Source organism: Rathayibacter tritici, assembly GCF_001641005.1.
In the GTDB taxonomy this organism is placed as follows: domain Bacteria; phylum Actinomycetota; class Actinomycetes; order Actinomycetales; family Microbacteriaceae; genus Rathayibacter; species Rathayibacter tritici.
Map to the genome: position 1 here is coordinate 2,930,785 of NZ_CP015515.1, position 12,501 is coordinate 2,943,285.

Below are 12,501 nucleotides of genomic sequence, written 5' to 3' on the forward strand. Positions count from 1 at the left end.
GACGCGGGGCGAACGCCTCCCGCATCGTAGGAGACGCAGCCGGTAAAGCGGTTAACCCCCGTCGTCGAAGAAGGAACACCGTGACCACACCCTCCTCCCCCGTCCGCGTTCTCGTCTGGGGCGAGAACCGCCACGAGCAGATCGAGGAGAAGGTCCGCGCGATCTACCCCGACGGCATGCACAGCACCATCGCCGACGGCATTCGCGAGAACCTCGGCGAGCGCGCCTCCGTCTCGACCACCACGCTCGACGAGCCCGAGCACGGCCTCACCGAGGAGGTGCTCGACGCCACCGACGTCCTCGTCTGGTGGGGCCACATGGCGCACGGCGACGTCTCGGACGAGACCGTCGCCCGCGTGCAGCGCCACGTCCTCTCGGGCATGGGTCTCGTCGTCCTGCACTCCGGACACTGGTCGAAGATCTTCGGCACGCTGATGGGCACCACCTGCACGCTGCGCTGGCGCTCGGAGCAGGACCGCGAACTGGTCTGGACCGTCGACCCGACGCACCCCATTGCGCAGGGGATCCCGCACCCGTTCGTGATCCCGCAGCAGGAGATGTACGGCGAGTTCTTCGACGTGCCGGTGCCCGACGAACTCGTGTTCCTCTCGACCTTCACGGGCGGCGAGGTCTTCCGCTCCGGGATGACCTGGAAGCGCGGCCACGGGCGCATCTTCTTCTTCTCCCCCGGCGACCAGGATTACCCCGTGTACCACCAGGCCGAGGTGCGCCGGGTGATCGCGAACGGCGTCGAGTGGGCGCGCTCTTCGCGTCCCGAGCGCCGCCTTCCGGTGCTGCAGCGCTACGAGACCGAGGACTTCGACAACGGCGAGGACTACGAGGGGGCGCTGGTTCGATGACTCTCCGCCTCGTCCAGGTCGGCGCCGGCGCGATGGGCCGCGCCTGGATCCGCACCATCCGCGACTCCCCCGACGCCGAGCTGATCGGCCTGGTCGACCTCGACGTGACCCTCGCCACGACCGCAGCGGAGGAGGAGGGGGTCGGCCCGGTCGCGGTCGGCACCTCCGTCGCCGAGGTCGCCGCGCGCACCGGCGCCGACGCCGTGGTCAACGTGACCGTGCCGCGCGCGCACCTGCCGGTGAGCTCGGAGGCGCTGTTCGCCGGGCTGCCCGTGCTCTCCGAGAAGCCGATCGCGCCGACCATCGCCGAGGCGCTGGTGCTCGCGGCGACGGCCGAGGCGTCGGGGCGGCTGCTGATGACCAGCCAGTCGCGTCGCTACTCCGCCGCGATCGCCGCCTTCCGCGAGCAGATCGCCGGGCTCGGGCAGCTCGGCACTGCCTCCGTGCACTTCGCGAAGGCGCCCCGCTTCGGCGGCTTCCGCGACGAGATGGACCATGTGCTGCTGGTCGACATGGCGATCCACGCGTTCGACGCGGCGCGGTACCTGCTCGACAACGACCCGGTCGCGGTCTACTGCGAGGAGTACAACCCGCACTGGAGCTGGTACGCCGACGGAGCCGCGGCGAGCGCGGTGTTCGAATTCGCCGGCGGCGTGCGTTTCAACTACACCGGCAGCTGGTGCGCCGACGGACTTGAGACGTCGTGGAACGGCGACTGGCGCGTGAACGGCGTCGGCGGCACGGCGCACTGGGACGGCGACGGCGCTCCGGAATGGCAGTCGCGCGAGTCGGAGGCGGTGCAGGTCGCGTCGCTCGAGCCCGTGCCCGTGCCCGAGGAGATCGCCGGCTCGCTCGCCGAGTTCGTGCGAGTGCTGGGCTCCGGGGCGGTGCCCTCGGGCGAGGTGCACGCGAATGTGCGGAGCCTCGCGATGGTGGAGGCGGCCGTCCGCTCCTCCGAGACGGGCGCTCGGGTGCGGATCGACGAGGTCCTGGAAGAGGGTTATACCGAGGCGCTGACGCTGGCGAGTGACGAGCGCGTGCGCGCGGTCCTCGCCGCCTGGGGCTCGGCGGCGGCGGGCCTCTCGCGCTGACGGCCGCCGACGGCCCGGGAACGTGGTCCGCCGGGCCGTCGGGGTTTTCTCGACGGGGTCAGCTGCCGGTGGGGGCGTCCTCGGTGTCGGGTGTGGTGCTCTCCGAGGGAGCCGAGGGCGCGGAGGGTGCCGAGGGCGTGAGGCCGTCAGCCGGAGCCGGCGGAGCGGGGGGTCCGGCGGGACCGCACTCGCCGGGGGCGGGTGGGGTCGGCGCCGTGCCGTCAACGGCAGCGGGCGGCGTGGGCAGGGCACCGTCGGCCGGAGGCGCAGGCGGCGCAGGCGCGTCGGCCGGAGGCGCAGGCGCGTCGGCCGGCGGCGCAGGCGCGTCAGCCGGAGGCGTCGGGGCCGAGCCGTCCGCGGGCGGCGTCGGCAGCGCCGCGGCACCGGGTCCGGCAGGGCCGCACTGGCCAAGCTCCGGCAGTCCAGGCCCGGGCAGGCCAGGCTCCGGCAGGCCAGGCTCCGGCAGGCCAGGCGCCGTGCCCTCAGCAGGAGCGGCGGTCGGCGGGCTCGACGGCGGCGCGGCGAAAGCCGCGGTCGAGCCGAACGCGACGAGTCCGAGGGCGCCGGCGGCGATGATGCCGATGCCCAGTGCGCGCTTCTTGGTACGGCGCGGCCCGAAGCTCGAGCCCTTCTCGGCGGGGGTGGTCGACTCGGTCATGGCTGTCTCCTCGCTCCGGCCCGGTGCCGACCCCGTTCGGGATCGGTTGCGGCCGGTTCCTTGTCAGACTCGAAGGCGAATCTGAAGCAGCACTGAAGAACAGGCCCTCCACAGCACACGCCTGGTGCGCCCCGATCCGCTGCCCCTAGGTTCGAGCGCATGTCCTCCTCCGCCCGCGTGCTCCTCATCGAGGACGACGACGCCATCCGCTCCTCCGTCGAGGCCGCGCTGCGGAGCGAGCGCTTCGCGGTCCGCGGACTCGTCTCCGGAGAGGACCTCGCCCGCGAGTTGACCACCTTCGCTCCCGACCTGGTGATCCTCGACTGGATGCTCCCCGGCCCGAGCGGCATCGCGCTCGCCGAGCGGATCCGACGCAGCAGCGACGCGGCCGTGATCATGCTCACCGCCCGCGACGCCGTCGACGACCGTCTTCGCGGCTTCGACGAGGGCGTGGACGATTACGTCGTGAAGCCGTTCGTGCTCGCCGAGCTCGTCAAACGGGTGAGCGCCGTGCTCCGCCGTCGAGGCCGCATCCCCTCCGTCATCGAGATCGGCGATCTCGTCGTGGATCCGGAGTCGGGTCGCGCCCGCCGAGGCGGCGTCACCCTCGACCTCACCGCCACCGAGTTCCGACTGCTCGCCTTCCTCGCCGGTAACCGCGGCCGCACCCTCACCAAGACGCAGATCCTCACGCAGGTGTGGGGGTACGACCACGTCGATCCGAACCTCGTCGAGGTGCATCTCAGCTCGCTGCGCAAGAAGATGGAGGCGCACGGCGACCGGCTCGTGCACACCGTTCGCGGCCTCGGCTACCGGGTGGAAGCGTGAGCCGCGCCGAGCCAGGCTCCCTGCGCACGGGCTCACTCCGCCTGCGTACCGTGCTGGCCGTGCTCGCTCTGCTGGCCGTGCTGCTGCTGGCGCTCTCAGCGACCGTGCAGGCTGTGCTCGGCGAGCGCCTGCGCGACCAGATCGAGGAGCGGCTGCAGGACCGTGCCTCCGCCGCGGCTGCGCTGGTCGGCTCGATCCCCGACGATACGCTCGCCTCCCGGCTCTCGGCGCAGGGCGTCTCGGTGCGGATCACGAGCCCCGAGGGCGAGGACGTCGTCGCCGGCCCCAGCCCGGAGGAGCTGCGGCTCCGCCCCGGCGCCGCCGATCCGCTCGTCGAGCCGCCCTCGCCGCCCGGCCCGGGCTCCCCCTCCGACACCGCACGCCCGCGAGCCGCCGCCGTCACCGTCGTCTCCAGCAGCGTGAGCGCCGACGACGAGCTGATCACCCTCGAGTCGACCCTCAGCGACGGCACGCGCCTCGCGCTCACCAGCGAGGCCGGCTCGGTGGGCAGCACCCTTGCGCAGCTGAACGGGATTTTGCTGGCCGCGTCGGCCGTGTTCCTGGTGCTCGCCGCACTCGCGCTGATCGTCGTCGTTCGCGCGACCCTCCGCCCCCTCGAAAGGATGACCGAGGTGGCCCGTGACATCGCGCACGGCGACCGCGGGCGGCGCCTGCGCCCCTCCCGGCCGCGCACCGAGCTAGGCCGCACCGCGACTGCGTTCGACGAGATGCTGGACGATCTCGAACAGGCCGAGCGCAGTGCCCTCGCCGCCGAAGCGACGGCTCGTGAAGCCGAGCAGCGGATGCGCGCCTTCGTCTCGGATGCCGCGCACGAGCTGCGGACGCCGGTCACCGGCATCCAGGCCGCGGCCGACGCGCTCGTGCGGGCCGACGGCGGGGAGCAGGAGCGCGAGCGCCTGTCGGTGCACGTCGTACGGGAGTCGCTGCGCGCGGGCCGCCTGATCCAGGACATGCTGCTGATGGCGCGGCTCGACGAGGGCCTGGCCGTCAAGGCGCGGCCGCTGGACCCCGCCGGCGTCGCCGAGGCCGCGATCGAGCTCCAGGAGCTGCGCCGCCCGGACCTCGCGATCGAGCTGCACCGGCCCGCCGAACTGCCGCTGGTCAGCGCCGACGCCGACCGGCTCGGTCAAGTGCTCGGGAACCTCCTCGAGAACGGCGCCCGCTTCGCCCGCGCCCGGATCGACGTGGCCGTCGAGGCCGCGCCCGACTCCGTCTCGATCACCGTCGACGACGACGGCCCCGGCATCGCCGAAGCCGACCGCGAGCGCGTCTTCGACCGCCTCGTCCGCCTCGACGACGCCCGTAACCGGGCCGACGGCGGCTCGGGCCTGGGCCTGCCGATCGCGCGCGGGCTGGCTCGGGCGCTCGGCGGCGACCTCGTGGCGCAGGCGGGTCCGGTGGGCGCGCGCTTCCGCGTGACGCTCCCGCGCGCGTGAGAGGCTCTGCCGCCACCACGCCACTGATGCCCGTATTCGTCGAGCAGGCCGCGACGATCTCGGTCGCGACGCAGGACCAGCTCGAGGAGGCATTCGTCGGCGGAGGCAGTACAGCGATATAGCGGTACAGCGGTATAGCGGTACAGGTTTGTCAACCTCGGTGCTCGAGACCTCCGCGTACCGCAATGGCTTCCCAGTGCGCGAGCAGGGCTACGGCGTCGCGCTCGACGTCATCCTGCTGGTCTCCCTCGCCCTCACCTAGCTGCAGTGGCGCACGCGCCGCACGCGCAGCCTCGTCGACGAGGAGCCCGCTGTCCTCCTCCACCATCACCTCCCTCCACCTCCCTCCACCGCGATCGCCGCGGCTACCGCCCGCAAGACCCCGCGCCAGCGCCCGTCCCGCCGCAAGGGCATCCGCTGAGCGCGGCCGGGCACATCGTCGCCGATCCGGGCGGCGTCGAACTCGATGACAGGGGGTCGGTAGAGCTGGCTCGCTCGGTCTCGTCGTTCCGAGGTCGAGCGCCCACTAGTAGCCCGGCGCCGCCTGCAGTCCTGCGGGACCTGCGACGCGGCGGCACCGTCCATCACTCGCGGCCGGACCGCGCGGCTCCACGGGTCAGAACGGCGCCGCGGCGTCGACGAAGCTCGGTTTTGGCGGTGGCGAGCGCAGTACGGACAGGAGTGGTGCGGACGCGTGCGGTGGCGACGCGCGCGGTGCGGATGGGCGCGGTGCTGATGGGCGCGATGGGGACGCGCGCGGTGGGAACAGTCCTGCGCGGCCGGGAAGCGCCGACGGGTGATCGGTGATCCGGCGGCCGGTGGGGGTTGTCCAGTCGGCGGTGCCGTCGGGATGGAGGACGTAGGTCCAGCGATCCCCGTGGCGGACGTGGTGGTGGGCGACGCAGAGCGAGGCCAGGTTGCTGAGAGCGGTCTCACCTCCGTTGCGCCACTCGACGGTGTGGTCGGCCTCGGCGGTCGAGGCCGGGCGGGTGCAGCCGGGGAACCGGCAGGTCTGGTCCCGCAACTGAAGGTGGAGGCGCATCCGCGGGGTCGGGAGACGATGGGTCCTGCCGACCGAGGTGACCGCGCCCGTGTCCGGATCGGTCAAGACCCGGGTGAATGAGGCGCCGTGGCGCACGAGTTCCCGCGCGACATCGGCAGGAACGAGTCCGAACCCGTCGAGGTCGGCGGGCGCGTCGTCGAGCCCGACCGCGGTGCTCGCGGCCAGAGTGACGCGCACCTCCGCCCGCACTCCGCTCACGAACGCAGAAGCTCCGCCCTCGCCTTCGCCGCCCGGTCCGGTCGCGGTGACCTCACCATCGGTGAGCAGATCGGCCAGCGCATCGGCCCGCAGCTGCGCGAGCGTGCGGCCATCACTGCGAAAGCCGTCACCGGGAGAGCTGTCACCCGGAGAGCCGTCACCCCGAGAGCCGTCACCCGCGGAGCCGTCACCCCGAGAGCCGTCACCGATGGAGCCGTCCCCGCGAAAGCCATCCTTGGCGGACGCGCCGGACGTGGACGCTGCGCCGGCGCCCGGACCGAACCCGGACGCACCCACGTGTGCGACCGCGCTGTCGCGGAGCGAGCGGGCGATTCGGTCGAGCCGGTTGTAGGCGCCGATCGCGACGGGGGCGGGCAGCAGAGCGGAGAGTGTGGCCATCCCGTCGATGTCGGCGCCGACCCACACGCTGCGGTCCTCTCGGGCGCGAGCATGGCGCTCGATGAAGGGCTCCTCGTGCAGCTCGTCGCGCAGCCGCGCCACGGTCCGGCGGAGCTGGGTGGGCGTCTGAGTGGTCGCCGCCGCGGCCGCTCGCTCGTCGAGTGCAGCGCGGGAGACGGAGGGCAGGATCGCGGCGGCGGCGCAGATCACCTCGCCTGCCTCCCAGAGGATCCGAGCCTCCGCCAGTGCGGCGCGGGTGCAGGGGAGGTCGTCGACGAGCAGCTGCGCGTGCTCGAGTCGGCGTGCCGCCGCGCGCTCCGACAGCCCGAGCGCCGTCGCGAGTTCGGCTCGGATTGACCGCTCCGCGAGACCGGCCGCTTCACTGCGGGAGAGACGACTCCCCGCCGCGAACGACTCGGGGACGAGGAGCGACGCTCGGTAGGCAGTGAGGAGCGCAACGGCACTCGCGAGCAGCACGGGAGCCGCCGAGCGGGCGAGCCCCGCCGCGAATTCGGTGAGCCCTCGAACCGCGCCGAGCGTCTTGGTCACCTCGTCCGAATTCGTCATACCTGTAGTGAAGCAGGGACCACCGACATTGAGTCGGCCGGTCCGAGGGGCTTGAGACAACTCTCCCGAGACCGCTCTGTGGAGGAGAGGCACAGCGTCGAATGGGGCTGATCGGCGCTCTCCGGCATCGGCCCGGACGCGCGCACCCGACGCGAGGCCCGGACGCGAGCACCCGACGCGCGTCGGTTCCCAGCGCATCCTCCGGCGGGTCCCGACCGGCAGGACATCCGATTCGTTGTAAGCAACAACAAAAGGCGCGCGGACCCGGCAGAATGGACGCATGACCTCACGGAGCAACTGGGCCGGCACCTACGAGTACCGCGCCGCCGCCATCATTGAGCCGGAATCCGTCGAGGAGGTGCAGCGTCTCGTCCGCGAGAACGAGCGCGTCCGCGCCCTCGGCAGCCGGCACTCCTTCAACTCCCTGCCCGACACCCCCGGCGCCCTGCTGCACCTGGGGCGCCTCGCCTCCGACCCCGTGATCGACGCCGAGGCGAGCACCGTCACCGTCGGCGGTGCCACCCGCTACGGGGTCGTCGCCGCGCACCTGCACAGCAACGGCTACGCCCTGCACAACATGGGCTCGCTCCCGCATATCTCGGTCGCCGGCGCTATCGCGACCGGCACCCACGGCTCAGGAGACCGCAACGCGAACCTCTCCTCCGCCGTCTCGGCCCTCGAACTCGTCACCGCCGACGGCTCGCTGCGCACGATCCGCCGGGGCGAGCCCGGCTTCGAGGGAGTCGTGGTCGGCCTCGGCGCCTTCGGCATCGTCACCCGGGTGACCCTCGACGTCCAGCCGACCTTCGACGTCCGCCAGGACGCCTTCGTCGACCTGCCCTGGGACCGCGTCCTCGACGACTTCGACGCGATCACCTCCTCCGCCTACAGCGTCAGCCTCATGACGCACTGGTCGGCGCCGACCGTCGAGCAGCTGTGGCTGAAGACCAAGGTGGCCGCAGGATCCGTCGCCGACGTCGACGCGACCCACCTGGGCGCCGTCGCCGCTTCGGCGAGCCTGTTCGCCGTCTCCGAGGGCGTCGACTCCAACCTCAACCCGTTCGGCGGCTCGGTCGGTCCCTGGTCCGAGCGTCTGCCGCACTTCCGCCTCGACCGCGAGCCGAGCGCGGGCGACGAGATCCAGAGCGAGTACATGGTGCCGCGCACGAACATCCGCGAGGCGATCGTGGCGCTGCGCGCGATCGGCGAGCGGATCGACGACGTGCTGCTGATCACGGAGCTGCGCACCATGGCAGGCGACGACCAGTGGCTCTCCCCCGCCGGCGGCCGCGACAGCGTCGGCGTGCACTTCACGTTCGCGAAGGACCGCGCCGGCGTCGACGCCGTCCTCCCCGCCGTCGAGGGGGCGCTGCTGCCGCTCGGCGCCCGCCCGCACTGGGGTAAGCACTTCCTCGCCGCAGCGGATGAGATCGCCCCGCTCTACCCGCGCCTCGACGAGTGGCGCGCCCTCCGCTCCGAATGGGACCCCTCCGGCCGCTTCGCCAGCGACTTCCTCCGCGCCCGCCTGCTCGGCTGAGCCCCCCTCCCGAGCCCCCCTCCGCGAGATGCCACTTAGGTACGCGACACGCCGCAGAAGGCGCACCTCAGCGGCATCTCGCGGGGCTCGTCAACGAGGTGGACGGCGGAGGGACGGGTCGTAGCGTGGGGAGCGACGGGAGGAGAGGGCGCTGTGCCCCGCGAGGATCAGATCCCGTCGACCATCGAGCGCCCAGACGAGCACGCGCACGCACAGAAGCTCTGGTCGGCCGCGCACGACTCCGCCGTTGAGAGCTACGGCGAGGGTGAGCGCGCGCACCGCACTGCGTTCGCGGCGCACCAGCACGAGTACGAGAAGGTCGGCGACCACTGGGAGCGCAAGGTCGAGAGCGGCCCCTCCGGCCACGGAGGCGAAACAGCGGGCGGAGTCGACACGAACGCCACCAGGGCGCACCTGCTGGACCTCGCCAAGCGCCTCACCATCTCCGTCCGCCCCCGGATGACCGAGGCCGGGCCCATCGAGGCGCTCCAGCACGAGAACACCCGCCGCACGCTGACCCTCCGCGCCGTCACACCAGCGAGTCGCGGATGGCCGCGAGTCCCAGCTCCAGCTCGGCGAAGGTGGTCGAGAGCGGTGACAGACCGATCCGGATGCCGTCGGGGCGCCGGAAGTCCGGCACGATCCCCTCGGCCTGCAGGCGCGGCACCAGGGTGGCGAACGACTCGTGCGCGATCGTCACGTGCGAGCCACGCCGGGCAGGGTCGCGCGGAGTCGCCACCCGCACCCCGCGCGGCACCAGCCACGCGTCGGCCAGCTCGAGCATGTACGCCGTCATCGCCTCCGACTTCGCGCGCACCGCGGGCATGCCCACCGACGCGATCAGCGCGATCATGTCCTGCATCGCGAGCATCCCTGTGATCGGCGGCGTCCCGCTGAGGAAGCGGCGCATCCCCTCGGCCGGCCGGTAGCCGGGGCCCATCTCGAACATGTCGGCCACGCCCATCCAGCCCTGCACCGGCTGCGCGAGCGAGCCCTGGTGCCGGGAGGCGACATACGCCCACGCGGGCGCCCCCGGCCCTCCGTTGAGGTACTTGTAGGAGCAGCCGACCGCGAGGTCCGCGCCCCAGACGTCGAGTTCCAGCGACACCGAGCCGACGGAGTGGGAGGCGTCCCAGAGCACGAGCGCGCCGGCCTCGTGCGCCTGCGCGGTGATCGCCGCGGCGTCGGCGAGGAAGCCCGAGCGGTAGGCGACGTGGCTGAGCAGAACCAGCGCCGTGCGCTCGCCGAGCACGGGGGCGAGGTCGTCAGGGCGGACGCCGTTCTCGGAGTCGGAGGTGATCCAGCGGAGCGTGCTGCCGGTCTCGGCCGCGATGCCCTCGAGCACATAGCGGTCGGTGGGGAAGTTGTCGGTGTCGACGACGATCTCGTCGCGCCCCTGCTCCGCCTGGCGGGCGAGCGCCGCGCGGGCGAGCTTGTAGAGCAGCACCGTCGTGGAGTCGGCGATGATCGTCTGCCCGGCCGCCGCCCCCAACGCCGCCGAGCCCAGTGCGTCGCCGACCTCGAGCGGCATCTCGAGCCAGCCCTCCTCCCAGCCGCGGATGAGGCGGCCGCCCCACTCCTCCTCCGCGAACCGCGCGAGCCGGGCGACGCTCGCGCGCAGGGGCCGGCCGAGCGAATTGCCGTCGAGGTAGGAGCGGACCTCGGGGGTGCGGACGAACAGCTCGGGGCAGTGCGCGAGCGGGTCCTGGGCGTCGAGCGGATGCATGCCCTCACCCTAGGTCGCGGGTGCGCGCGGTAGGCGTGCTCGCCCACGGTCGTCCCCGCTGCCCGAAAGTCGCCCGCCCCTCCCGACGCCGGTCGCCACTGTCCAAGAGTTGTCGCACTCGACCTCGAGTGCGACAACTTCTGGACAGTGGCGAGGAGAGCTTCGCTGAGGCGAGCACGGACGCGCACAGGGAGGCGAAACGTTACGCGCCAGCTTTGCCCGCAAGTGTTGACGGGTCCGATTCTCTACACCTAGCGTAAGGCGCAACGTTTCGCCCATCAGGAGGACCCGCATGGCCCCCACCCCGCCGAGCCACCGCGTCCTCGCGAGCGGCAGCCGCATCCCCGTGATCGGCGTCGGCACCTTCGGCTCCGACCGCTACGACGCCGAGACCGTAGGCCTGGCGGTCGAGCACTCCCTCCGCGCCGGTTTCCGCCTGCTCGACTGCGCCACCGTCTACGGCAACGAACCGCGCGTCGGTCAGGCGATCGCCGACTCCGGAGTCGACCGGGACGAACTCTTCGTCATGTCGAAGATCTGGAACGACGCGCACGAGCCCGCGGCGGCCGTCGCCTCCGTCGAGCGCTCGCTCGCCGACCTCCACCTCGACGTCCTCGATGCCGTCTTCGTGCACTGGCCCTTCCCCAACCACCACCCGCCGCGGGCCGAGACCGATGCGCGCGATCCGCTCGCCCGCCCCTACGTCCACGAGGCGTTCCTCGAGACGTGGCGCGCGCTCGAGAGCCTGGTCGACCGAGGCCTCGTCCGACACCTCGGCACCTCCAACGTCACGATCCCCAAGCTCAAGCGGATCCTCGCCGACGTCCGCATCGCCCCGCACCTGAACGAGATGGAGCTGCACCCCTGCTTCCAGCAGCCGGAGCTGTTCCGCTACTGCCTCGACCACGGCGTCCAGCCGATCGGCTATTCGCCGCTGGGCTCGCCGTCGCGGCCCGAACGCGACCGGATGGAGGACGACATCGTCGACATCGACCACCCCGCGGTGCGGGCGATCGCCGACGAGCGGGGACTACATCCGGCCGTCGTGTGCCTCGCCTGGGCGGTGAACCGCGGCCACATCCCGATTCCCTTCGCGGTCAAACCGGAGCAGATCGAGGCCAACCTGGCCGCCGCCTCCCTGGTGCTCACGCAGCACGAGCAGGAGGCGCTGCGCGGCGCCGAGCGCAATAACCGGCTGATCAAGGGCCAGGTCTTCCTCTGGCCAGGCAGCACGGACTGGCTCGACCTGTGGGACGCCGACGGCACGATACCGGGCTGGGGCGGCTACGGCTCGCCCGGTGCCACCCTCTGACGTGGCCGACGACAGAGACCTGCGGCGGCTGATCGGGCTCTCGCTCTCGACGATCTCGAAGCACGACAACAAACTCCCGGTGCGCCCCGAGAACCGAGCGGCGATCGAGGCGGCGGCGGCGGCCGAGCTCGACGTCCGCGCCACCGGGCCCGCGGCCGGCGCTCGCGGCGCTCCCGCACCGTCGGGGTGCTGCTGTCCGCCCGCGTCGCCCACCGCCTGCTCGCCGCCCACCTCCACCACCTCTAGGAGCTCCTCTTGCTGACCACGACCCTCCTCCACCCCGGGATCCTGCACGCCGTCGCCCGCGCCGGCCACGGCTCGCAGATCCTCCTCGCCGACGGCAACTACCCGGCGGGCACGACCCTCGGCGCGAACGCCGAGCTCGTGCACCTCAACCTCCGCCCCGACCTGCTCACGGTCGATCAGGTACTCGAGGCCCTGCTGAGCGCGATCGTCGTGGAGGAGGCGACCGTGATGACCCCCGCGGCCGGCATCGATGTCCCGGCACAGGACGGCTTCCGCCGCGCGCTCGACGGCGTCCCCTTCACCTCGCTCGAACGCCGCGCGTTCTACGCGGCGGCCCGTACGCCGGATGTCGCCCTCACGATCGCGACCGGCGACCGCCGCATCTACGCGAACCTCCTGCTGACGATCGGCGTCCGCCCGGCCGACGTGTCCTGAGCACGGACGGGCTCTCCTCTCGGCTTTCCGGACGGCGGAGGAATCGAGCGCGAGTACCGCGACATCTGCGCAGTCGATTCCCCGGGAGCGCCGCGCTTCCTGAGAGTCCACGAGGCGTTCTCAC

General features: G+C 72.5%; 10 protein-coding genes and 1 pseudogene. 8 read left to right on the top strand and 3 right to left on the bottom strand.

Annotation, left to right across the window (positions count from 1 at the left end; all coding sequences use genetic code 11):
- Window positions 1-80 precede the first annotated feature (80 nt).
- Together A6122_RS13315 and A6122_RS13320 are read left to right on the top strand one after the other, a co-directional pair.
- A complete protein-coding gene (locus tag A6122_RS13315; RefSeq protein WP_068255827.1) occupies window positions 81-860 on the top strand; it encodes a ThuA domain-containing protein in 780 nt (259 codons plus the stop codon).
- A complete protein-coding gene (locus tag A6122_RS13320; RefSeq protein ID WP_068255829.1) occupies window positions 857-1,951 on the top strand; it encodes a Gfo/Idh/MocA family protein in 1,095 nt (364 codons plus the stop codon). Before A6122_RS13315 ends, A6122_RS13320 begins: the two co-directional genes overlap by 4 nt.
- A gap of 58 nt (window positions 1,952-2,009) precedes the next feature.
- On the opposite strand, the gene A6122_RS17505 is transcribed toward A6122_RS13320, so the two are convergent.
- Complete coding sequence (locus A6122_RS17505) at window positions 2,010-2,609, bottom strand: hypothetical protein (RefSeq protein ID WP_068255831.1); 600 nt, start codon at window positions 2,607-2,609, stop codon at window positions 2,010-2,012.
- A gap of 159 nt (window positions 2,610-2,768) precedes the next feature.
- Between A6122_RS17505 and A6122_RS13330 the strand changes: the two genes are divergently transcribed.
- Window positions 2,769-3,437 (top strand): response regulator transcription factor, encoded by a 669-nt coding sequence (locus tag A6122_RS13330; RefSeq protein WP_068255837.1) that lies wholly within the window; start codon window positions 2,769-2,771, stop codon window positions 3,435-3,437.
- On the top strand, window positions 3,434-4,894 hold the full coding sequence (locus tag A6122_RS13335; protein ID WP_068255838.1) for a sensor histidine kinase: 1,461 nt from the start codon (window positions 3,434-3,436) through the stop codon (window positions 4,892-4,894). The genes A6122_RS13330 and A6122_RS13335 overlap by 4 nt, the downstream gene beginning before the upstream one ends.
- A 616-nt stretch (window positions 4,895-5,510) precedes the next feature.
- Here A6122_RS13335 and A6122_RS13345 read toward each other — a convergent pair.
- Window positions 5,511-7,121: an HNH endonuclease signature motif containing protein gene (locus A6122_RS13345; RefSeq protein ID WP_068255842.1), complete on the bottom strand. Its 1,611-nt coding sequence runs from the start codon at window positions 7,119-7,121 to the stop codon at window positions 5,511-5,513.
- Between the two features lie 280 nt (window positions 7,122-7,401).
- On the opposite strand from A6122_RS13345, the gene A6122_RS13350 reads away from it, so the two are divergent.
- Window positions 7,402-8,658, top strand: a complete 1,257-nt coding sequence (locus tag A6122_RS13350; protein ID WP_068255845.1) for a D-arabinono-1,4-lactone oxidase — start codon at window positions 7,402-7,404, stop codon at window positions 8,656-8,658.
- 153 nt (window positions 8,659-8,811) lie between these two features.
- Window positions 8,812-8,940, top strand: a pseudogene (locus A6122_RS17600) (ChaB family protein); the annotation flags it as partial.
- A gap of 247 nt (window positions 8,941-9,187) precedes the next feature.
- Here A6122_RS17600 and A6122_RS16735 read toward each other — a convergent pair.
- A complete protein-coding gene (locus A6122_RS16735; protein WP_068255849.1) occupies window positions 9,188-10,384 on the bottom strand; it encodes a kynureninase in 1,197 nt (398 codons plus the stop codon).
- Between the two features lie 292 nt (window positions 10,385-10,676).
- Here A6122_RS16735 and A6122_RS13365 point away from each other — a divergent pair, with 292 nt between their 5' ends.
- Together A6122_RS13365 and A6122_RS13375 are read left to right on the top strand one after the other, a co-directional pair.
- The gene (locus tag A6122_RS13365; protein ID WP_068255851.1) at window positions 10,677-11,696 is read left to right on the top strand and encodes an aldo/keto reductase; all 1,020 of its coding nucleotides are present in this window, start codon (window positions 10,677-10,679) and stop codon (window positions 11,694-11,696) included.
- A 255-nt stretch (window positions 11,697-11,951) separates the two neighbouring features.
- Entirely contained in the window at window positions 11,952-12,377 is a 426-nt protein-coding gene (locus tag A6122_RS13375; protein WP_068255855.1) for an RbsD/FucU family protein, read from the top strand.
- Window positions 12,378-12,501: the final 124 nt, after the last annotated feature.

Excerpts from the sequence above, each read along its gene's own strand:
- A6122_RS13320 (WP_068255829.1), top strand. The coding sequence starts at position 857 with ATGACTCTCCGCCTCGTCCAGGTCGGCGCCGGCGCGATGGGCCGCGCC.
- A6122_RS17505 (WP_068255831.1), bottom strand. The coding sequence starts at position 2,609 with ATGACCGAGTCGACCACCCCCGCCGAGAAGGGCTCGAGCTTCGGGCCG.
- A6122_RS13330 (WP_068255837.1), top strand. The coding sequence starts at position 2,769 with ATGTCCTCCTCCGCCCGCGTGCTCCTCATCGAGGACGACGACGCCATC.
- A6122_RS13345 (WP_068255842.1), bottom strand. The coding sequence starts at position 7,121 with ATGACGAATTCGGACGAGGTGACCAAGACGCTCGGCGCGGTTCGAGGG.
- A6122_RS13350 (WP_068255845.1), top strand. The coding sequence starts at position 7,402 with ATGACCTCACGGAGCAACTGGGCCGGCACCTACGAGTACCGCGCCGCC.
- A6122_RS16735 (WP_068255849.1), bottom strand. The coding sequence starts at position 10,384 with ATGCATCCGCTCGACGCCCAGGACCCGCTCGCGCACTGCCCCGAGCTG.
- A6122_RS13365 (WP_068255851.1), top strand. The coding sequence starts at position 10,677 with ATGGCCCCCACCCCGCCGAGCCACCGCGTCCTCGCGAGCGGCAGCCGC.